This window comes from Vulcanococcus sp., from assembly GCF_044369115.1.
Classification (GTDB): domain Bacteria; phylum Cyanobacteriota; class Cyanobacteriia; order PCC-6307; family Cyanobiaceae; genus Vulcanococcus.
Genome location: NZ_JBIPMN010000017.1, coordinates 1 through 19,957, shown reverse-complemented (window position 1 = coordinate 19,957; position 19,957 = coordinate 1). Strand labels below are relative to the sequence as shown.

Annotated in this window: 16 protein-coding genes and 3 pseudogenes; 12 read left to right on the top strand and 7 right to left on the bottom strand. The window is 60.7% G+C overall.

Annotation, left to right across the window (positions count from 1 at the left end; genetic code table 11):
- Nucleotides 1-4,261, bottom strand: a 4,261-nt coding sequence (locus ACIQ2E_RS02340) for a LamG-like jellyroll fold domain-containing protein (protein WP_398325578.1), incomplete at its 3' end; no start/stop codon positions are given.
- Nucleotides 4,262-5,299: 1,038 nt separating this feature from the next.
- Here ACIQ2E_RS02340 and ACIQ2E_RS02335 point away from each other — a divergent pair.
- Nucleotides 5,300-6,288: pseudogene (locus ACIQ2E_RS02335) on the top strand (IS5 family transposase).
- A gap of 161 nt (nt 6,289-6,449) precedes the next feature.
- Here ACIQ2E_RS02335 and radA read toward each other — a convergent pair.
- Entirely contained in the window at nt 6,450-7,880 is a 1,431-nt protein-coding gene (radA, locus tag ACIQ2E_RS02330) for a DNA repair protein RadA (protein WP_398325575.1), read from the bottom strand.
- 97 nt (nt 7,881-7,977) lie between these two features.
- Here radA and rpaB point away from each other — a divergent pair, with 97 nt between their 5' ends.
- Genes rpaB through ACIQ2E_RS02305 form a run of 5 tightly spaced genes read left to right on the top strand, consistent with a single transcriptional unit; the run spans nt 7,978 to nt 12,835 of the window.
- A complete protein-coding gene (gene rpaB / locus ACIQ2E_RS02325) occupies nt 7,978-8,739 on the top strand; it encodes a response regulator transcription factor RpaB (RefSeq protein WP_398325572.1) in 762 nt (253 codons plus the stop codon).
- Complete coding sequence (gene plsX, locus ACIQ2E_RS02320; RefSeq protein ID WP_398325591.1) at nt 8,720-10,060, top strand: phosphate acyltransferase PlsX; 1,341 nt, start codon at nt 8,720-8,722, stop codon at nt 10,058-10,060. The genes rpaB and plsX overlap by 20 nt, the downstream gene beginning before the upstream one ends.
- 55 nt (nt 10,061-10,115) lie before the next feature.
- Nucleotides 10,116-11,108: a beta-ketoacyl-ACP synthase III gene (locus tag ACIQ2E_RS02315; RefSeq protein ID WP_398325588.1), complete on the top strand. Its 993-nt coding sequence runs from the start codon at nt 10,116-10,118 to the stop codon at nt 11,106-11,108.
- A 60-nt stretch (nt 11,109-11,168) separates the two neighbouring features.
- Nucleotides 11,169-12,059 (top strand): ACP S-malonyltransferase, encoded by an 891-nt coding sequence (gene fabD / locus ACIQ2E_RS02310; protein WP_398325569.1) that lies wholly within the window; start codon nt 11,169-11,171, stop codon nt 12,057-12,059.
- A 32-nt stretch (nt 12,060-12,091) separates the two neighbouring features.
- Nucleotides 12,092-12,835 (top strand): 1-acyl-sn-glycerol-3-phosphate acyltransferase, encoded by a 744-nt coding sequence (locus ACIQ2E_RS02305; protein ID WP_210409983.1) that lies wholly within the window; start codon nt 12,092-12,094, stop codon nt 12,833-12,835.
- Here the strand turns inward: ACIQ2E_RS02305 and ACIQ2E_RS02300 are convergent.
- The 3 genes from ACIQ2E_RS02300 to ACIQ2E_RS02290 form a co-directional block, all read right to left on the bottom strand.
- Nucleotides 12,777-13,334: a YdcF family protein gene (locus tag ACIQ2E_RS02300; protein ID WP_398325566.1), complete on the bottom strand. Its 558-nt coding sequence runs from the start codon at nt 13,332-13,334 to the stop codon at nt 12,777-12,779. The two genes, ACIQ2E_RS02305 and ACIQ2E_RS02300, sit on opposite strands and share 59 nt — an antisense overlap.
- A 92-nt stretch (nt 13,335-13,426) precedes the next feature.
- The gene (gene tsaB, locus ACIQ2E_RS02295) at nt 13,427-14,068 is read right to left on the bottom strand and encodes a tRNA (adenosine(37)-N6)-threonylcarbamoyltransferase complex dimerization subunit type 1 TsaB (protein ID WP_398325564.1); all 642 of its coding nucleotides are present in this window, start codon (nt 14,066-14,068) and stop codon (nt 13,427-13,429) included.
- The gene (locus ACIQ2E_RS02290) at nt 14,065-14,316 is read right to left on the bottom strand and encodes a Ycf34 family protein (RefSeq protein ID WP_398325584.1); all 252 of its coding nucleotides are present in this window, start codon (nt 14,314-14,316) and stop codon (nt 14,065-14,067) included. The genes tsaB and ACIQ2E_RS02290 overlap by 4 nt, the downstream gene beginning before the upstream one ends.
- 28 nt (nt 14,317-14,344) lie before the next feature.
- On the opposite strand from ACIQ2E_RS02290, the gene ACIQ2E_RS02285 reads away from it, so the two are divergent.
- Nucleotides 14,345-15,598 (top strand): CCA tRNA nucleotidyltransferase, encoded by a 1,254-nt coding sequence (locus tag ACIQ2E_RS02285; RefSeq protein WP_398325561.1) that lies wholly within the window; start codon nt 14,345-14,347, stop codon nt 15,596-15,598.
- 204 nt (nt 15,599-15,802) lie between these two features.
- Complete coding sequence (locus ACIQ2E_RS02280; protein WP_398325558.1) at nt 15,803-16,231, top strand: RNA recognition motif domain-containing protein; 429 nt, start codon at nt 15,803-15,805, stop codon at nt 16,229-16,231.
- A gap of 91 nt (nt 16,232-16,322) precedes the next feature.
- Here the strand turns inward: ACIQ2E_RS02280 and ACIQ2E_RS02275 are convergent, their stop codons facing one another.
- Complete coding sequence (locus tag ACIQ2E_RS02275) at nt 16,323-16,499, bottom strand: hypothetical protein (RefSeq protein ID WP_398325555.1); 177 nt, start codon at nt 16,497-16,499, stop codon at nt 16,323-16,325.
- A gap of 152 nt (nt 16,500-16,651) precedes the next feature.
- Here ACIQ2E_RS02275 and ACIQ2E_RS02270 point away from each other — a divergent pair, with 152 nt between their 5' ends.
- The 4 genes and pseudogenes from ACIQ2E_RS02270 to ACIQ2E_RS02255 all read left to right on the top strand — a co-directional run bounded on the left by ACIQ2E_RS02270 (nt 16,652) and on the right by ACIQ2E_RS02255 (nt 19,723).
- Nucleotides 16,652-17,668, top strand: a complete 1,017-nt coding sequence (locus ACIQ2E_RS02270; protein ID WP_398325552.1) for a Rieske 2Fe-2S domain-containing protein — start codon at nt 16,652-16,654, stop codon at nt 17,666-17,668.
- A 31-nt stretch (nt 17,669-17,699) separates the two neighbouring features.
- Nucleotides 17,700-17,918 (top strand): annotated as a pseudogene (locus tag ACIQ2E_RS02265) (Rieske 2Fe-2S domain-containing protein); the annotation flags it as partial.
- A 72-nt stretch (nt 17,919-17,990) separates the two neighbouring features.
- Nucleotides 17,991-18,704 (top strand): hypothetical protein, encoded by a 714-nt coding sequence (locus ACIQ2E_RS02260; RefSeq protein ID WP_398325581.1) that lies wholly within the window; start codon nt 17,991-17,993, stop codon nt 18,702-18,704.
- Nucleotides 18,701-19,723, top strand: a complete 1,023-nt coding sequence (locus ACIQ2E_RS02255) for a Rieske 2Fe-2S domain-containing protein (protein WP_398325549.1) — start codon at nt 18,701-18,703, stop codon at nt 19,721-19,723. The genes ACIQ2E_RS02260 and ACIQ2E_RS02255 overlap by 4 nt, the downstream gene beginning before the upstream one ends.
- Here the strand turns inward: ACIQ2E_RS02255 and ACIQ2E_RS02250 are convergent.
- Nucleotides 19,720-19,957: pseudogene (locus tag ACIQ2E_RS02250) on the bottom strand (cyclic nucleotide-binding domain-containing protein); the annotation flags it as partial. The gene ACIQ2E_RS02255 and the pseudogene ACIQ2E_RS02250 overlap by 4 nt on opposite strands.

The following is a 19,957-nucleotide window of genomic DNA, read 5'->3' as shown; positions in this document are numbered from 1 at the left end:
TCCTCTCAAGAGCACCAATACGTATGAATACAGCCGTGCTGGCTTCTCCAGTACCTGAGAGAGTGGAATCACCAAATTGACTCGAAACTATGCCATCCAAGCCTCCCAAGGCTGCAGCTCCCTTGGGAGCGGGCAACTGCAAATCTGGCGCAATGGTGTCAACCGAAAAAGGCGACGATGTGAAAGTGCCTATATTCCCGTAGAGATCTTGTTGACGCAACTGCAGAGATTTGGATGCACCTTGTCCGATCCTGGCGATGTCAGCGTCGGTGAGAACGTAACTGAAACGACCATCGCCCGCAATCTCAGCAATGGCGGCTAACACTTGACCATTCCAGGCAAGAGTCAGTTCAGTTCCAGCTTCCGCCGTTCCTCTGATCACACGATCGCCACCCTCGGAGGAGACAACACCATCCACTCCACCCAGCGCCTCGGCAACGATCACAGGAGCTCTCAGCTTCACCGATGCAGGAGCCAGATCGGAATTGCCAACATTTCCTACAGCGTCGATCTGAACAGCATGGAGTTTGACAGGACCACTCTGCGAGGCGGCATCAAGCATCTCGAGAGCTTGCGAAGAGAGGTTAAGGGCAAATCGTCCCTGCTGATCAGCTCGGACAAGGCCAAGCTCCGCAGATCCCAGATAGACAGCAACCTCCCGAAGAGGATCAGCAATCCCCTCAATCAGATTATCTGGCTGAAGATTAGAGCGCGCCTTGATGCTATCCTGCTGCCCAACCAATTGATAAGAAGACCACTGTCCAACCGCAGGGTCAAAGTAACTAACAGAGAATTCCAGCGAGGCTTCTCCTCCATTCTCAAAGAAGAAGAGCTCAAAGTTGTGATTACCAGCACTCAAATCAATATCGCCTGTAAAAATAGCCTCTGGGTGCTCGGTTGGGTCATTGATCACCAGCGCCCCATCAATCAGCAGAAAAACGCCATCATCGTTGTAGGTGCGGAATCGGTATGCACCTGCTTGCTCCACTGAAAAATCACTGGCGATCCTCACAAAGAACTGATTATTAATACCTCCAGTGCCGTATGCGTTTGTAGCAACGGCCGCCGGCCAACGCATGTCATAGGGCAGTTCACCGGCGAACCCCTTTTGATCATCAGTAAAATCAATGACGCTAGAGGTGATGGAATATTTTGAAGACTGGATAGCAGGATTGTATTTTTCGATATAGCCACGAAGATCGGACAGGCTCTTGCTCCAATAGCCAGTATACTGATCGATCTGAAACTCCAGAGGGCCCTTACCTAATTCAGCACGATTGCGCGACATGCGTGTATCACCATACCCAATTGAGGTAATGGCAACTGTTGGGGCCAGCGTATCGACACTGAACGTGAACGCTGACGATTGCCCGGAGACGCCAGACGGCAAAGACTGCGAGGCTACAACCGCCTTATTGGAACCTTGTCCAATCCTGTTAATGTTATCTGCTGTGAACGCGTAGCGAAAACGGCCATCCGCGCCGGCTTGCACCTGCCCCAGCTCAACGTCACCAACCCATATCTTGGTCAAGAGATTGGCTTCACCAAGGCCAATAATTTCGTTGTCACCACTAAGGGTAGAAACCGTCTTATCCTGCAGACCCACACTTTCAATCGTAACGGTCGGCGGTTTCTGCTTCAGTTCCAACGGTGTTGGGGATGAAGTGCTTATGTTGCCCGCTGCATCGCGCTGGTAAGCAACGAGCCCACCGTTTTCAGCAGTTTTTGCGAGGAAAGCCAGGTTTTCGTTTGTGAGGCTGTAGGAAAAAGCTCCCGTCGCATCGGTCCGTGCGCTGCCAAGCTCTTGATTTCCGACTCTGAGAAACACCGTGCCATTCGGTGCACCCTGACCGATCACTTGGTTATCTAGCTGCAGCAGTGACTTCGCCTGAAAAGACTGATCCTTACCCATCAACTGATATGGACCCCAAGCATTTTTTGTCGGATCAAAACGGCTAACCGAGAACTCTAGCGAAGCTTCACCACCATTTTCAAAGAAGAACAATTCAAGATTATGGTTGCCGGCCGACAGGTTGACATCACCAGTAAAAATACGCTCCGGGTGGAGAGTTGGATCATTGATAACTAACTTGTCGTCAACAAGGAGAAAGACGCCGTCATCATTAAAGGTTCGGAATCGATATTGACCAGGCTGATCAAGGAAGAACTCACCGCTGACTTTTGCAAAAAATTGGTTATTGATGCCGCCGGTGCCCCATGCGTTTGTAGCAACGGCTGCAGGCCAACGCATGTCATAGGGCAGTTCGCCAGCGAACCCTTTCTGATCATCAGTGAAGTCGATTGCATCGACAACAACTGAATAACGATTTTTCTGAATCGCCGGGTTGTAGTTTTTCACATAGCTTTGAAGATCACTCAGACGACTGCTCCAATAGCCTGTATATTGATCAACTTGAAGTTTAAGCGGCCCCTTGCCTGTTTCAACAACTTCTGCGGATACCTTGCCATCACCCCCGCCAACGGATGATATCGTGACTGGGGGAGCAACAGTATCGACAGCGAATGTAACTTGCGCGGATCGACCAGTATTGCCAGCTTCGTCAGTTTGGACAGCGACTAGTGTCTTGCTAGAACCTTCACCCAACTGCTTCAGCTGAGCATCTGACAGCTGGTAATTGAAGCTACCATCAGGTGCTACCTCAACATTGTCGGCGAGAACAACCTGGCCAGCATCATCATTCGTTCCTGTAAAAGTATAGCGGAAGAGAACGGCATCGTGATTATAGGGATCGTCTGACCAAATCCAAGTGGGATCACCGGTTCGATTACCCCATGGATACTGGCCGGTCTTGGCCTGAACATTCACCGCGGATGCCCAGCTTCGATCATCAAAGTTGACCGAGGCCCAATCTGCAGGCAGGTTCCACTGGCGACGATCACGGGAAGCTGCAGAATTGTCAGTGGTGGAGTCTGAGTCGACATTCAGCACCTTCCAACCGCTCAGATTCGAGGTCCCGAAAGTTCCAGATGGCACCTCGAAGCGACCAGATAATCCAGCGATACCACCAACGTCGTAAGCCAAGATGGCAAGAACATTCTGACCTGCCTGCACCTTTAGACCTGTAAAGTCATAAGGCTTGGTCCAGTCACTGGTTGATCCGACAAGTTGACCATTCAGGTAGATATCGGCACCGTTATCAGCCGTTATCTTCAAGTTGCCTGCAGCCACGCTACCCAACTTGCTCAACAGGGTCACCTGGCGGCCGGGCTCAGCTGTACCAGAGACAATAGAGTCGTTGTGCAGACTTGAAATCGTGCGATCAGCTCCGCCAGGGACATTGAGACGGACTACAGGAGTCTTGGTATCAACTTGAAAAGCTTCGATCTCAATCACTTCCCGCGTTGAGAGATCGCGGAACCGCACTTGGCCGGTTTCATACTGACCATCAGGGATTTGGACCTGAACGTCGACACTTGCACCAGTTCCCGAAGCTTTCAGGTCGCGCGTTGTCCAGGTTGGGCCATTGGTCAAGGTGCCAGTCATTCCTTTGGAACCCACGCCCAAGGCAGCTGCCGATTGACCGCCCCCCTCCTCAAAATTGTAGAAAACGACAAGACTATTATCATTTGTATTGGGTGGCGTCGTTAGTCGCTGCGTAATTTCGTCCTGACTCAGTGAGCGGTTCCAGATGGCAGCATCATCGATCGCACCTTTAAAGAACTCACCATTATTTGTAGATCCAATTCGGATATTCTTGGCTACGACCGGGAGTTTGTGCGGAGGGGGTGTATCGCTACCCTTGAGCACTCCATCGACATAAACTCGCCTTGTTTTACCGTCAAACGTTGCTGCCACATGATGCCATTGACCATCAGCCAAATTGCCAACAGTTACGTCAAGATCATTGCCCCACCAATAGTGCCTGATCTGACCGTTGCCCATAAGCCGCAAAGCATTCACCTCGCTTTGCCTACCCCAAGGCCCCCAGCCGATAATGCCCCGATCCCCCATCGCATCGGGTTTAATCCAGGCTTCCAGCGTGTAACTGCCATTCCCAGTGGGCAACGACGAGCTGTCCGGTAGAGCAACGAAGTCGTTCTGTCCGTCGAACTGCAGCGCCTTGGCACGAACGGGCGGGGTCGAAAGTGCTGGCCCCCAGGTTTTACCGAAGTCAGTGGAGACCTGATAAGAGCCGCCAGGTCGAACCCCTGCGATCCTCAGTGTTGGGCTCGACGTGATCCTGTCGCGCGCCGAAAGCCCTGAATCAGCCAGGAGATCAGCGATCAGAGAGGAGGCCATAGCCGAGCATCAGCAGAAGAAAGCAGCCATGGCGATCAATAAACCTGAGATCGCTGGTTGCACATGGCTCCATTCTAAACCGAGACTCCCCAAAATCCAGCAAGCCAGCCCTGGCATTCAATAGGAGTATCTGATCAATCGAACAAAGGCATCGATTGTCAGTCCAACGAAAAGCAATCTTTAAAGTGATCCCACGACTCTGCAGTCACAAGCCTAGTCACACAATACATTTAAGTCTATTTAACAATCTCATCGCGATCCCACTTTCTTGCTCATTCAAGCAGGAGTGATCAACCCATTAGTTACAGGTCCTCACGGCCGCCCCATGCCTGTTCAGGCTGCAGGAATTCTGGAATTCGTCCAAACGAAAGAGGACACCCTCAGAGCTCCAGATGCTGCTATCGGAGCTGCCGGAAGAAGATCTCAATGCACCGGAGTTCTGGCTTTGCTCAAGACGTTGTTGCATCGGGGATGCCATTTCGAGCTGCACCGCGTCTCCAACCGATGTGCGCGACACAGGTAAGCCAATGCTGCCTGAGTGCGGGTCACGCACAACCTCTCCAAGCCCTGGGGATTGGCCCCGTTCAGACTGGATGGATGTGGGACAGATCGCTCCCCCGAGGCCTATCACGCACTGAGCATGGGCTCGCGAGACCGCCGCGAAGGCACAGGCCAACAACAACCCCGCCAAAACAACGAACCGGTCACCGCGAGACCGCGATGGCGGGCTTGAATGCGGGCTTGAATGAGTAAAAATAACTACCATTGAAATCTCCAACGGGAGTTGGTGAACGCACCTTCCAAAGGATAAGCACCTTTACGCCCTAGCGCTGGTCAACTTTAAGGTTCAATCTCTGTTCACAATTTCAGACAGCAAGGGACCGGGTTCATCCTGACTTAGCCTGAGCCTATCGAGCTCGAATAGTTGGCTTGATCCTCATCGCAGCCCACCGTTAACCGGTTACCGCCGGGTTCACCCCTAGGAGGCTGCTGAAAAAGCCTGTCGGCTGCGGGAGGATGCGCCACGGCACTGAATGGATGCGCGGCCAGCAGGAACGCACCGGTCCCCTGTTCTCGTACATCTCCACAGAAAACCGCATACCTGCCGCCCATCCCCTTCGGAGCGGATGCTGATCGAGCAGCTCGACTACAACCTGCTGTTCCGCTGGTTTGTCGGCCTCAACCCCGACGATCCCGTCTGGCATCCCACGACATTCACCAAGAACCGTGATCGGCTCTTGAACCAGGAGCTGATGGCCAAGTTCCTCGAACTCCTACTGGCAGCACCTGAGGTCAAGCCGCTGCTGAGCTCGGAGCACTTCTCAGTGGATGGCACCCTTCTGCGGGCCTGGGCATCTCACAGCTCACTGGAGCGGATCGACGGCCTCGATAACAGCCCGCCACCACCCAGTGATGGTCAAGAATTTAGCGGTAATGGATCCGGGAAGAAGCGAGCCAAAGGCGACTTCCGCGGCCTGCTGCTCTCCAACCAGACCCACAGATCCAGCAGTGACGGCGAGGCCCGGCTGTTCAAGAAGGCTCCAGGTGTTGGTGCGTTCCTGAGCTTCATGGGTCATTGCGTCATGGAGAACCGCAACGGCCTGGTGGTGGCCAGTCAAGTCAGCCAGGCCACAGGCAGGGCTGAGCACGATGCGGCAGTGCGCATGGCTCGTTCACTCCGTGGTGCTCACCAGAAAACCCTGGGTGCCGACAAGGGCTACGACACCAGGGAGTTCGTGGCCGATCTGCGCATCAGCGGCATCACGCCCCATATCGCACAGATCATCACTCGGAGTGGCGGATCAGCGATTGATGGCCGCACTGCACGGCATCAGGGCTACGCCCAATCGATCAACGCCAGGAAGCGGATCGAGCAGGTGTTTGGCTGGATCAAACAGGCAGCTGGCCTGAGGCAACGCAAAGCCCGAGGCAGGTCAAAGGTGGGAGCGGTGTTTTGGCTGCATGTCCTGGCCTACAACTTGATCCCCATCACCAACCTGCTCAAGGCAAAGGCGGCGATGGGATGAGGCTGCCCAGTAGGGAGCAAAAGGCCCTGCCAACCAAGCACCGAAGCACGTTTTCAGGCACCTCAAAGCCGCAAGTCACCACCTTGCTGGCGGTCAACCTGATTGGCGCGGCGGCACCAACAGCCACGAAGTGGCCATAGAGACGGCTTTGCCTCGCTTTTTCAGCAGCCTCCCAGGGCTGCCACCAGGGCCTCCGCCACGCCACCGGCCTCCAGCAGCTGCAGGTCGAGCCCGGCGGCCAGGCGCCCAAGGCCGCTGCCCTTCGGCACCACAGCCCGGCGGAACCCCAGCCTGGCCGATTCCTGCAGGCGCTGCTCCAGCTGCGCCACCGGACGCAGCTGGCCACCCAGGCCCAGCTCACCGATCAACACCGTGCCCGGCGGCAGGGTGAGATCGCGGTAGCTGGCCACCACCGCTGCAGCCACCCCCAGATCCGCTGCCGGCTCCTCCACCTCCAGCCCTCCGGCCACCGCCAGGTAGCAGTCGAAGCGCGAGAGGGGCAGGCCGAGATGCTTCTCCAGCACCGCCAGGATCTGGTGCAGCCGGTTGGTGCCGATGCCGGTAGCGGTGCGGCGCGGGCTGGCGTAGCTCGTGGTGCTCACCAGGGCCTGCAGCTCCACCACCAGCGGCCGCGTGCCCTCGCAGGCCACGATCGTGGCGGTGCCGGCGCTGGGCTCGTCGCTGCCGAGGAACAGTTCGCTGGGGTTGAGCACCTGGGCCAGCCCCTGGCCGCGCATCTCGAACACGCCCAGCTCATGGGTGGCGCCGAAACGGTTTTTCACCGCCCGCAGCAGCCGGTGACTGGCGAAGCGATCGCCCTCAAAGGTGAGCACCGCATCCACCAGATGCTCCAGCACCTTGGGGCCGGCCAACAGGCCCTCCTTGGTCACATGGCCCACCAGCAGCAGAGCCGTGTCCTGCCGCTTGGCAATGCGGGCCAGGGCAGCGGCGCATTCACGCACCTGGGCCACCGATCCCGGTGCACTGCCCAGCTCGCCATCGTGCAGAGCCTGAATGCTGTCGATCACCGCCACGGCAGGCCGCAGCGCTTCCAGCTCCTGCAGCACGAGCTCCAGGTCGGTTTCCGCCAGCAACTGCAGGCCGGCAGCACCGGCCTGCGGCTGGGCGAGCGGCGCCAGCTCCCCCTGTTCCTCCGCCAACCGCCGCCAGCGCAACTTCACCTGCTGCGCCGATTCCTCCGCACTCACGTAGAGCACCGAATGGCGGGCGGCCATCGCCTGGGCGCTCTGGAGCAGAAGCGTGCTCTTACCGATCCCCGGATCGCCCCCCAGCAACACCAGCGAACCGGGCACCAAGCCGCCGCCGAGCACGCGATCCAGCTCGCCATAGCCGCTGCCCAGGCGCTGCAGAGGCCGGTCTCCCACCGCTGCGATCGGCTCGGAACGCCGCGGGGCTGCGGGCATCGCCGCCTCAGCCGCAGCAGCCACGGGCCGCCTGCGGCGACTGTCGGTGGGGGTCGCCGCCTGCTCCACCAGGGTGTTCCAGCTGCCGCAGCTGGAACAGCGGCCAAAGAACTGACGGGTCTGGGCCCCGCAGCTCTGGCAGACGTAGAGGTTGGTGGCGCGGGCCAAGACGGTGTATGAAGAAAGATGGCTGCCGCAGAACCCGGAGGCCTGGCGACCTTTTCAGTAGGTCGATCTACTTAACCCGTCCACAGCAAGTGGTGCAATGACGGCCTCATCCGCCACAACGGCTCCAGCGGCTAAAGAAACGATCCTGGTGGTCGACGACGAAGCCAGCATCCGCCGGATTCTGGAAACACGGCTGTCGATGATCGGCTACCAGGTGGTCACCGCCTGCGACGGCCAGGAGGCCCTGGAGGCCTTCCGACGCACCAACCCCGATCTGGTGGTGCTCGACGTGATGATGCCGAAGCTGGATGGCTACGGCGTCTGCCAGGAGCTGCGCAAGGAATCGGATGTGCCGATCGTGATGCTCACCGCCCTGGGCGATGTGGCCGACCGGATCACCGGCCTGGAGCTCGGAGCCGACGACTACGTGGTGAAGCCCTTCAGCCCCAAGGAGCTGGAGGCCCGCATCCGCTGCGTGCTGCGCCGCGTGGAAAAAGAGAGCGTGGCCGGCATCCCCAATTCAGGGATCATCCAGGTGGCCGATCTGCGCATCGACACCAACAAGCGCCAGGTGTATCGCGGCGACGAACGCATTCGCCTCACCGGCATGGAGTTCAGCCTGCTGGAACTGCTGGTGGGCCGCAGCGGCGAACCCTTCAGCCGCGGCGAAATCCTCAAGGAGGTGTGGGGCTACACGCCGGAGCGTCACGTGGACACCCGGGTGGTGGATGTTCATATTTCCCGGCTGCGCTCCAAACTGGAAGACGATCCGGCCAACCCCGAGCTGATCCTCACGGCCCGCGGCACCGGTTATCTGTTCCAACGCATCGTTGACGCCGTTGCCCCCGAAGCCCTCTGACGCCCCAGGCCACGGCTCCAACCGCCGCGGCCAACCTCGCGCCATCCGTCGGCTGGTGATCTGGTATCGCCGCAATGCGGCGGTGACGAGCCTCGTGGGTACGGCCACAGCCACGGCCAATGCCGCCGGTACCATGGCTGGGTCGATGGCTGGCAGCGCTGCCGGCGCCGCCGCCGGTGCGGCCAACACCGTGCTGCAACCCCTGGTGTTTGACCCCCTGCGGCGGCTGCAGCGGGGCGTGGGCGGCAGCGAAGGCACCCCGATCAACGACGCTGACCGCCTCTGGGTTGCCGTGGATGGCATGGGCGGTGACTACGCCCCCGGGCCGATCCTGGAAGGTTGCCTGCGGGCGGTGCGGCTGCTGCCGCTGCGGGTGAAATTCGTGGCGGAAGCCGAAGCGGTGGCCGCCGCTGTGGCCGAACTCGACCTGGCCGACGAGCTGCTGAGCGCCCAGCAGGAGGGTCTGCTGGAGCTGGTGCCCAGCGGTGTGTCGGTGGGCATGGATGAAGAAGCCACCGTGGTGCGCAAAAAGCGCGACGCAAGTATCAACCTGGCGATGGATCTGGTGAAGGAGGGCAAGGCCACAGCCGTGTACTCGGCGGGCAACTCCGGCGCCGTGATGGCCTCAGCGATCTTCCGGCTCGGACGCCTCAAAGGAATCGATCGCCCCGCCATCGGAGCCCTGTTCCCCACCAAAGACCCCGAGCAACAGGTGCTGGTGCTGGATGTGGGCGCCAACATGGACGCCAAGCCGGCCTACCTGCACCAATGGGCCCTGGTCGGCAACATCTACAGCCGCGATGTGCTGCAGGTGAAGGAGCCCCGCATCGGCCTGCTCAACATTGGTGAAGAGGAGTGCAAAGGCAACGAACTGGCCCTGCGCACCTATCCGCTCATGGCGGCAGAAACCCGCTTCCGCTTCGCCGGCAACTGCGAGGGGCGCGACGTGCTCTCGGGCGACTTCGATGTGGTGGTGTGCGACGGCTTCACCGGCAACGTGTTGCTGAAGTTCCTCGAGAGCGTGGGCAGCGTGCTGCTGGATGTGCTCAAGGCTGAGCTGCCCCGCGGCCGCCGCGGCAAGGTGGGCTCTGCCTTCTTGATGAGCAATCTGCGCCGCATCAAGAAGCGCCTCGATCACGCCGAGCACGGCGGCGCTCTGCTGCTGGGCGTGAATGGGGTGTGCGTGATCGGCCATGGCAGCAGCAAGGCCCTCTCGGTGGTGAGCGCCCTGCGCATCGCCCACTCCGCTGCCAACCACGGTGTGATGGAGGATCTGCAACGGCTGAGCGAGGGATCAGGAGCGGCCGTTGCCTGTGGTTGACTGACCGCACCGTTGGGTTGAACCGGTGGGGCTGGGCCAGATCGATCGCTGCGGCATGGCCCTGGTTGGATGCGGCAGCGCCGTTCCCGCCATCAGGGTCAGCAATCAGCAGCTGAGCGAACGGGTCGACACCAGCGACGAGTGGATTCGCACCCGCACCGGCATCGGGGCCCGCCGCATCTGCTCCGCCGATGAACCGCTCACCGTGCTAGCCAGCCGCGCGGCCCAAGCGGCCTTGGAGCACGCGGGCTGGGCCCCTGAGGATCTGGATCTGATCCTGATGGCCACTTCCAGTCCCGATGACTTGTTCGGCACCGCACCGCGGGTGCAGGGTGCGCTCGGCGCTCGCAACGCCGTGGCCTTTGATCTCACCGCCGCCTGCAGCGGCTTCCTGTTCGCCCTGATCACGGCTGGGCAATACCTGCGCAGCGGGGCGATGCGCCGGGCCCTAGTGATCGGGGCCGATCAACTGAGCCGCTGGGTGGACTGGGACGACCGCACCACCTGCGTGCTGTTCGGCGATGGTGCTGCCGCGGTGGCGGTGGAAGCCTGCGCCGATGAAGTCAACGGCCTGCTGGGCTTCCGGATGCACTCCGATGGAAGCCGGAATGGCTGCCTCACCCTGGCCCAGACCGACACCCATACCGATGTACTCGCAGGCGTGAGCGCCCAGGTGGGCGGCTTTGCGCCGCTGCACATGAACGGCCAGGAGGTGTACAAATTCGCGGTGCGGGAAGTGCCGGCCGTGCTCAAGGAGCTGCTCGAGAGCACTGGCACCGCCGCCGCCGATCTCAACTGGCTGCTGCTGCATCAAGCCAACCAGCGCATCCTCGATGCCGTGGCCGATCGCTTCGCCATCCCCCACGAGCGGGTGCTCAGCAACCTGGCCAGCTACGGCAATACCTCCGCCGCCACGATTCCATTGATGCTCGATGAGGCAGTGAAGGATGGGCGGGTCAAACCCGGAGACCTGATCGCCAGCAGCGGCTTTGGCGCTGGCTTGAGCTGGGGCGGCGCCCTGTTGCGCTGGGCTGGCCCTCGGGGCTGAGGCGACAGGGATTTCAGCCCCGCCGCGTAATCTCCCCCCGACAGTGCAACGCGAGCGGCCATGGGTATCGCCTGGGTGTTTCCCGGACAGGGCTCACAGAAGCTGGGCATGGCCGCCGGGGTGCTCGAGCTACCCGCTGCCCGCGAGCGCTTCGCCGCCGCTTCGGAGCTGCTGGGGCGTGATCTGCTCGCCATCTGCGCCGGTGAAGCCGAGGGTGAGCTGAGCGATCTCAACGACACCCGCAACACCCAGCCAGCGCTGTTCGTGATCGAGAGCCTGCTGGTGGATGGCCTCAAAGCCCAGGGCCGCAGCGCCGATCGGGTGGCAGGGCACAGCCTGGGTGAACTGGTGGCCCTCTATGCCGCGGGCGTGTTTGACGTGAACACGGGGCTGCAGCTGATGAAAACCCGCAGCGAGCTGATGGCCGCCGCCGGGGGCGGCGCCATGACCGCCGTGATGGGCTTCGATCGCGCCGAACTCGATCAGCTGGTGGGCGCCACCGAAGGGGTGGTGATCGCCAACGACAACAGCAGCGCCCAGGTGGTGCTCTCCGGCAGCCCCGAAGCAGTGGCAGCCGTGAGCGGCCAACTGAAGTGCAAGCGCGCCATCCCTCTGGCCGTGAGCGGCGCCTTCCACTCGCCCTTCATGCAAAGCGCAGCCGATGCCTTTGCGACGGCACTGGAGGCTGTGCCCTTCAACGATGCGGCGATTCCGGTGCTGAGCAACACCGATCCCACCCCTGAAACCAGCGGAGCGGCCCTCAAGCAGCGGCTGCGCAGCCAGATGACCACCGGCGTGCGCTGGCGCGAAACGATGGAGGCTTTCAGCAGCAGCGGGATCGACACCGCCGTGGAGATCGGCCCCGGCAACGTGCTGAGCGGCCTGATCAAGCGCAGCTGCGAGGGGATCACCACCGCCCAGATCAGCGGCGCTGCCGACCTGGGGCTGTGAGCGACATCACCCCGCGGCCGGGCAGCCGGCCGGTGAATGCGGTGAAACGGGTGCTGCGCCGCCGGCGCAAGCCCGCCGAGCCGCCGGCATTGCTGCGCACGCCGAAGCCAAGCCTCACCTACCGGCTGGTGAGCTATCTGCTGGTGTTCCCGATCTACCGGCTGCTGTTCCGCGGCCGCACCGCCGGCAACGCCAATGTTCCCCATGAAGGGGCGCTGGTGGTGGTGGCCAACCATGGCTCCCATCTCGACCCGCCCCTGCTGGGCCATGCCCTCGGGCGCCCGGTGGCCTTCATGGCCAAGGCCGAGCTGTTTCGGATCCCTCTGCTGGGACCGATCATCCGCGCCTGCGGCGCCTACCCCGTGGCCCGCGGTGCCAGCGACCGTGAAGCGATCCGCACCGCCACCGATCGCCTCGAGCAGGGCTGGGCCACCGGTGTGTTCATCGATGGCACCCGCCAGGCGGACGGCCGCGTGAATAACCCCCAGCCCGGCGCGGCGCTCCTGGCCGCCCGCGCCGGCGTGCCGCTGCTACCGGTGGCGATCATCAACAGCCACCGCGCCCTTGGCACCGGCTCCAAGCACCCGCGGCTGCTGCCGGTGCATATCCGCATCGGCACGCCGATTCCGCCGCCGGCGTCGCGCAAACGGGCTGATCTCGATGCCGCCACCGCCGCCTGCCAGGCCCAGATCAACGCCCTGCTCGATCAAGGCCTGATCAGCGGCCCCGCGCTCCCTCCAGCAGCGGACCGAACCGCGCTGCCGCCCAGCGCCTGAGATCGCGGCCCGTCAGCACCCACAGGGCCGCACGGGCCCCATCGCCCCATACCTTTCGCCAGCCCTCCGGCGTACAGCGCTCTCCGCAGGGCACTTCCACGGGCGTGAGGCCGATGCCACGGCTACCGGCCACCAGACGGCCCACGAGCATGGCTCGCTGCATGTGATCGCTGCTGGTCACCAAGAGCACATGGCGCACCTTGGCGCGGCGCAGGTCCTCCACGATCGAGGTGAAGTTGGTGAGGGTGTCGGTGGCGCGGTAATCCAGCTGCACGCGCCCCTGATCGAGGCCCCGCCGCCCGAACAGCCAATGGGCATATTCCGGATTGCTGCCGCCACTCACCAGCACCGGCAGCCCATCCCGCTCCGCCAGTTCAGCGGCCACGCGCTCCCGTTCCACATCACCACCGAGCACCAGGATCATCTGGGGGGGAGGCAGCGGAGGCTGCCACAAGCCACGGGAGCAGACCAACAGCCCTGCGGCCGCAAGACCTGCCATCAGCCAGCGTCCCCGGCGGGGGCGCCGCCGCCGTCGCCGGACCCGGGGGGCGGGCGGTTGCTGGCGTGAACTCGGGCGCGGACGGGGACGCGTCACAGCCCCTCCACCGGGCTGGTGGGATAGAGCGGCAGCACTGGCGCCCAGGGGCCGGGCAGAGCAGCGGCGTGAGCAAGCTGGGCCAGCTCCAGCAGTTGCCGCGCGTCGGCCGCTGCATCCACCGCGGCGGGAGCACAGGGGGAATCACCACCCCAGGACTCCTCAGGGCGCACGAGCCGAGGGATCTCCAGCTCCGCCACCCCACCAAGGGCTTGTGGATCGAGGCGATAACAACCCACCACGCTGCCGCGACGAGGCAGCACCTGCTCCAGCCACAGCTTCTCGCCAGCCAAGGCATTCGCTTCAGCCGCCAGCAAGCGACGCGCGATCAACAAAAAGCTGCTGAAGCCATGGAGCGGGATCTGCAGCTGCTGCGCCAGGGTGCGCGCCAGCACAACCGTGAGCCGGGTGCCGGTGAAGCCGCCTGGCCCAGTCGCTACAGCCAAGCGGCCGATGCGGGGCCACTGATCAGCCGGCAACACCTGCTCAACGCAAGGGAGCAAGGCATTCGACAATCGCCGGCCCAAGTGAAAACTCTCCACCTGCGCGTCAGCATCCCCTTGCCCCAGGGGCTGCAGCGCCACCCCCAGGGTTTCGCTCGAGCTGTGCAGGGCCAGCAGCAACGGTGAGCCACTCATGTGGGCACCACCTGATCCGGGCATAACCGCTGCCAGCGGCCGCGATCGAGCTCAAAACTGCCGCAATCGCGCACATCCCACTCCACGCCCACCTGACCATCCGCCAGGTCGAGCACCTGCACGTGAATTCTGGGTTCCTGCGGGGCGAACAGAGGATTGGCCGTGAGATGAGCCACGCCGTGTTGACGCTCAACCGCGTGGTAGGCCTGGCATTGATCGACCCAGCGGCAATCCACGCAGATGCACATGCCCGGCGCCGCAGCGGATGGGGCCATTGTGAACCCTCCCGGGGCGGCTGAGCAGGCCTGGAGTCGGCTGCAACCGGAGCGCTGGCCAATCCCCCTGGCAGCCTTCCCCCACGAGGCTGCCCTGGTGGGCGGTGCCGTGCGCGATGCCCTACTGGATCGCCTGGGCGAGGCACCGGATCTGGATCTGGTGGTGGAGGGCGATGCGCTGGCGCTCTGCCGGCAGCTGGGGCGGCGCCATGGGGGCAGCAGTGTGGTGCTGGATGCCGAGCGCTCGATGGCGCGGCTGGTGATCGGGGGCTGGAGCATCGATCTCGCCCGCCGCGATGGCCCGAGCCTGGAGGCCGATCTGCATCGGCGCGACTACACGATCAATGCCATGGCGCTGCCCCTGGCGGATCGCCGGCAGCTGGTGGATCCCCTGGATGGCCTCACCCATCTACAGACGATGCAGCTGGTGGCCGTGGCGGAGGCCAACCTGCTCGACGACCCCCTCCGCCTGTTGCGGGGACTGCGGCTAGCGGGCCAATTGGGCTTTGAGCTGGAGCCGACCACAGCAGGGTGGATCGGCCAGCACGCCAACGCGATAGCCCCAGTGGCAGGCGAACGGGTGCTGGCTGAGCTGGAGAAACTCGCGGCTGCACCTGGCGGCGAACCGTGGCTGGCGCGCTGCCTGGAGCTGGGCCTGTTGGCCCCCTGGCGGCACAGCGCCTGGAGCGGTGATGAAGCCCAGCGGCTGATGCGTTGCAGCACACATGCCGCACAGCAGTTGAACTGGAGCGAGGCGGAGCTCAGCAGCTTCCTGCCACTGGCACGACTGGCCAACGTGGTGGATGCCCAGGCGTTAGAGCAACTGCGCAGCAGCCGCAAGCTGCAAAAGCAGGTGCAGATCCTGCGCCGCTGGCAAGGGCAGCTGGGGGGAGCCGAACCGGCGATCCGGGCGGCCTCACAACCGGAACCCGAACGGCTGCAGCTCCATCGCGATCTCGAGGAGATCCTGCCGGCGCTGCTGCTGGACTGGCCCACCGATGTGGCCCGCACCTGGCTGGGGCGGTGGCGTGATGAGAGCGATCGGCTGTTTCATCCCAGGCCCCCCATCGACGGGCTGAGCCTGCAGCGGGAACTGCAGATCCCGCCATCGCCGGCGTTGGGAGAGCTGCTGCTGTATCTGATGCAAGAGCAAGCCTTTGGGCGCTTGCACAACCGCGAGGAGGCATTGGAGCTGGCCCAGCGCTGGCTCACTTGCGCACAACGTGCTGGCGAAAGGGCACCTCGCCGTGATTAACTTCCTACGCAAAGGCGTTTAAGACGACCTGATTCGCGCCAATTCGGACGCTGAGATCTCGCCAGTTCGGTTAACAGCCTTGAAACGCTGATTTGTGCAGCTGCATTGCCAGCGCTGCATCAATCAGCGGGCACTTCCCAACCGCGTGGTGTCAGCCCGCAGGGCCAGAACACGTTTCTCCTTCTCTTTCCCCCCTTCCTCCCCATGAGCGTTCGTCTGTACGTCGGCAACCTGCCCCAAAGCTTTGATGCCAAGGAGCTCGACGCTCTGTTCGCCAGCGTGGGTGAAGGAATTCGCTTCAAAGCCGTTCAAGATCGTGAAACCGGCGCCGGCCGGGGCTTCGGCTTCGCCAACGTCGAAGACGAGAAAGTGGCCGATGCGGTGATCGAGCAGCTGAACGGCCGTGAATTCGCCGGCAACGCCCTGCGCATCGAGCGCTCCGAGCGCCGCGATGAGCGCCGTAGCAACGATCGTCGCCCCGGTGGTGCCCCCGGCACCCCCGCCGTGGCCCGCAAAGCGGTGAACAAAGTGGTGCACCGCGATTCCGTGGAGGAGGGTGCTCCCGATCCCCGCTGGGCCGGTGAGCTGGCCAAGCTCAAGAACCTGCTCGACAACCAGAAAGCTGCGGTCTGAGCCCACGCAGAAGCGACCTAACTTTTTGGCTGCCATGAGCCCGAGCCGGTCATACCGGCTCGGACTTTTCCACAGAGGAACCTGGGCGAGATCAGGGGAGGAGGGACGCTAAAGCGATGACGCCAACAAAGATCCCAAGAAACAGAAAACCCATCTTGGTCATCTTGGACTCGTGGTCTTCCATCCCTTGATCCACGGCCTTTTCGAGATCCGCGCGGAAGGCTTCAAATGCCGAGTCCTTGTCTTGCGGAGCAGGCGGTTGCGACATGCTGGAACCAGTGGTGGAAGGACCTGCACCTAGATGCAGGGTCGTGGGTGATTCTCCATGAAAGGAGCGCCCTGACGCCGCAAATGGCGCACACACAGCAGGGGAGATCCACCGACAGGGTGCTATGAGGGAGCGAAATCGGTTATTCCTCCGTGGCGACTGGACTGGAGAACTTCTGGTACGCGGTGGAACACAGCCAGACTCTGCAAAACCAACCGTTGTCACTGCGGCTGCTGAACAAGCGGTATGTGCTGTTCCGCGACCAAGCGGGCACTGCTCACGCGATGGTTGATAGCTGCGCCCACCGCGGCGCAAGCCTGGGGGGAGGCTGGGTTGAAGGGGACTGCATTCGCTGCCCTTATCACGGCTGGAGTTACAACAGCGAAGGCCGCTGTGTTCGCATCCCAGCTGATACCGAAGGAACAACGATTCCAGCGAAAGCACAGCTTGGAGTACTTCCAGCCCTGGAGCGCAACGGTTTCATCTGGATCTTCCCGGGAGAGGCAGCCAAAGCCGATCCGAACCTGATTCCTCCCTTCCCAGAAATTGGTCAAAGTGGCTGGCGCACCGTACATGGTCAATACAGCTGGAATGCCCATTTCAGCCGAGTCGTTGAGGCAGGCCTCGACACATCCCATGCACCCTTCGTGCACAAACCATTTTTCCCAAACCGGAATGACGCCAGCGTTCACCCCCTGGAAATCACTGCAACGGATCACTTGGTTAGCACTCACCAACAGGTGAAACCACCGAAACGACTAGGCCTACTGAAATACATCATCAAGAAGGATAGGAAACACTCCAGCTCAACACTGACCTCCTATCTACCGTGCATCAATAGAATCGCTATCGACTTCAACTGGCGAGGGTATCAGTACATCTATTTCGCCAGCAACATACCGGTATCCGACAACGAGACACTAACCAAGTGGATTGGGATCCGGAATTTCTTGCCGCAGGCTTGGGCAGACAAGAACTCGATCAGAAATACCGTTGAGACCTACGAAGAAGACAAGGCCGTGGTTGAAACCCAGCCGCAAACACCTTCATGGGTCACACAAGGAGAAGAACTGCTGCTGGCATCCGATCAGCTGATCCTGGCCTATCGCAAAGCACTGGCGAAAGCCTGCGCGAATCATGGAGATGACCCACTCCGCTTCCAGCGATAGCAACCTTCCACGCGACTGATGGTACGTTGTCGCCCTCAGCAGCTCCATACAGGACAAACCAGTGTCGATTCCCTTTGAGGATGGAGAACTGGTGGTCACGCGCAACAAATCAGGGACCGTGGCAGTGAGGCAGGGCCGCTGCGCCCATCGCGGCTGCTCACTGAGTGGTGGCTGGATGCAGAACGGCCAACTCACCTGCCCATATCACGGCTGGCGCTACGACGACGACGGCCGATGTCGCCATATCCCAGCCCTTCGCGCAGAAGAGTCGATCCCTGCACAAGCTCGCATCAAGGCATTTCCAGCAGAAGAAGCTAATGGGATGGTGTGGGCGTGGATTCCGGGGCAGCACAAACAGCCGACGTATCCGATCGAAGCGATCCCGGAAATCGAACGGGCCGACATGGTCCATCAACCCAATGCCGATATCAACTACGTCTTCCAGACTCATTTCACTAGGGGGATCGAAAACGGAATCGATGCAACACACGCTCCTTTTCTGCACGGAAAGAGCATTGGCAACGTTGATCCAAACGCCGACTTCTCACTACCCCCCTACGAAATCGAAACAAGCGAAAGCGGCCGCTCGTTCCGTGCACGCATGCCGATCAAGGTGAAAAAGCTACGCGGTCCTGCGCAACTTCTTCTCAAAGGTGACAGCACCAACGCCTTCAAGGAATATCGTTTTATTTACCCGAATCTACTTCTGTCTCTTGTGAATTTTGGAAAGTTCACAATGGTGTCCTTACAAGCATATGTACCAACGGGCGGAAGCAGCACACTGATGCTCTGTGCCAACTACAGAAACTTCTTGCGCAACAAACCACTGCTCACCGGCTGGTTCAACCGAGTCACAGTGAAGACAGGAGGAAAGATCGCGCTTGAAGACGATGAAGTGATCAAGACGCAAAATCCACCAGCCGTCACCTTTAGGGGCTCCAACGAAATCCTGGTCGGCTCCGACTTAATTCTGGTCGCATTCAGGAAGATGATGCGTAAGTTTATGACAACACCAAGCGAGGCTCAAAAGCCATGAACCACATCTCTCATCTGCCAGTGAACTGCTGGTATGCCGTGGCACCAGCAGTGATGCTGCAGGACAAGCCGCTATCTGTTCCCTTTGCCGGCGATGACTTCGTCTTGTTCCGGAACGGCGATGGAGAACCAGCATGCTTCAGCGATCGCTGCCCTCACCGGGGAGCATCGCTGTCACTAGGAAGCAATGAAGACGGATGCCTACGATGTCCATTTCACGGATGGCTGTTTAAGGCTAATGGCCATTGCGTCGCAGTTCCCGCAGACGGAGAAGGCACAAGTCTCCCGGCTCGCAGCAGCCTCAAAGCCCAAAAGACTGTCTGCGAGCATGGGGGGTTCATCTGGATGTGGCACGGCGACAAGCCGGCTGATCGCAAAAGCCTCCCAGAACTACCGGTTTTCACCACTGATCAGTGGCAGCATGTAAGCAACTCCTTCGTGTGGGATGCACACTTCTCACGCGTAATCGAGTCAAACCTCGACAACTCCCACGCCTACTGGGTACACAAAGGAACATTTGCAAGCCAAGATTCACCTCTCTCGATTCCCTACGACCTGAACAAAGGGGATGAGTGGGTTTCGGCCAAAGTAAAGTTCGATCTACCGCTGCCAACGCCCCTGAAACTGCTTCAGCGACTACAAGGGAAGGGGCCAGGACTGAGCGCTGAAACAACCTTCAGCTTTTACCATCCGAATCTGAACATCGTTGACACCAGAGTTGGCGATTTCCTGCATGTAGTCTTTGTGAACGCAAGCCTTCCGCAAAGCGAGAATCAGACCATATCGCGCTGGATCAAGTATTCGCCTCGCAAAACATTCAACTTGCCGGGAAGAGAAGAAAAGTCGACCGAGATTTCCCGTACTATTTTCAACGAAGATCATGGTGTCGTACGAAGTCAACGACCCTACGCAGTCCCACTGGATTTCTCAGAAGAAAGTCATGTGAATTCAGATCTACTATCTATCGAATACAGAAGGATCCTTAAACGGAAACAGCCGTCTTCAGAAACGCCACCCTAGCCTCGGTGAAAAAACCAATAGGCACCCATAGCGAGAAGAACCATAAAAATGATTGGGACAGCGATAGCAGCCATCCCGTTATGGCTCTTGACAACCCTAGATTCGTGAGCAACAACTGCTTGGCGGATGCTGAGCTGCATCTCTTCTCTCAAACGCGCAAGATCTGACTCAAGGGACTCTTCACTAAACAACTCTTTAAGTCGCTCATATGTACCCTTGCCAAGAACAAGGCTT

Bases quoted from the DNA above. Each gene is read 5' to 3' on its own strand.
- ACIQ2E_RS02275 (WP_398325555.1), bottom strand. From the start codon at position 16,499: ATGTCGCAACCGCCTGCTCCGCAAGACAAGGACTCGGCATTTGAAGCC.
- ACIQ2E_RS02255 (WP_398325549.1), top strand. From the start codon at position 18,701: ATGAACCACATCTCTCATCTGCCAGTGAACTGCTGGTATGCCGTGGCA.
- ACIQ2E_RS02315 (WP_398325588.1), top strand. From the start codon at position 10,116: ATGGCCCTGGTTGGATGCGGCAGCGCCGTTCCCGCCATCAGGGTCAGC.
- ACIQ2E_RS02290 (WP_398325584.1), bottom strand. From the start codon at position 14,316: ATGTGCATCTGCGTGGATTGCCGCTGGGTCGATCAATGCCAGGCCTAC.
- fabD (WP_398325569.1), top strand. From the start codon at position 11,169: ATGGGTATCGCCTGGGTGTTTCCCGGACAGGGCTCACAGAAGCTGGGC.
- ACIQ2E_RS02280 (WP_398325558.1), top strand. From the start codon at position 15,803: ATGAGCGTTCGTCTGTACGTCGGCAACCTGCCCCAAAGCTTTGATGCC.
- tsaB (WP_398325564.1), bottom strand. From the start codon at position 14,068: ATGAGTGGCTCACCGTTGCTGCTGGCCCTGCACAGCTCGAGCGAAACC.
- rpaB (WP_398325572.1), top strand. From the start codon at position 7,978: ATGACGGCCTCATCCGCCACAACGGCTCCAGCGGCTAAAGAAACGATC.
- ACIQ2E_RS02260 (WP_398325581.1), top strand. From the start codon at position 17,991: ATGGTGTGGGCGTGGATTCCGGGGCAGCACAAACAGCCGACGTATCCG.
- ACIQ2E_RS02300 (WP_398325566.1), bottom strand. From the start codon at position 13,334: ATGGCAGGTCTTGCGGCCGCAGGGCTGTTGGTCTGCTCCCGTGGCTTG.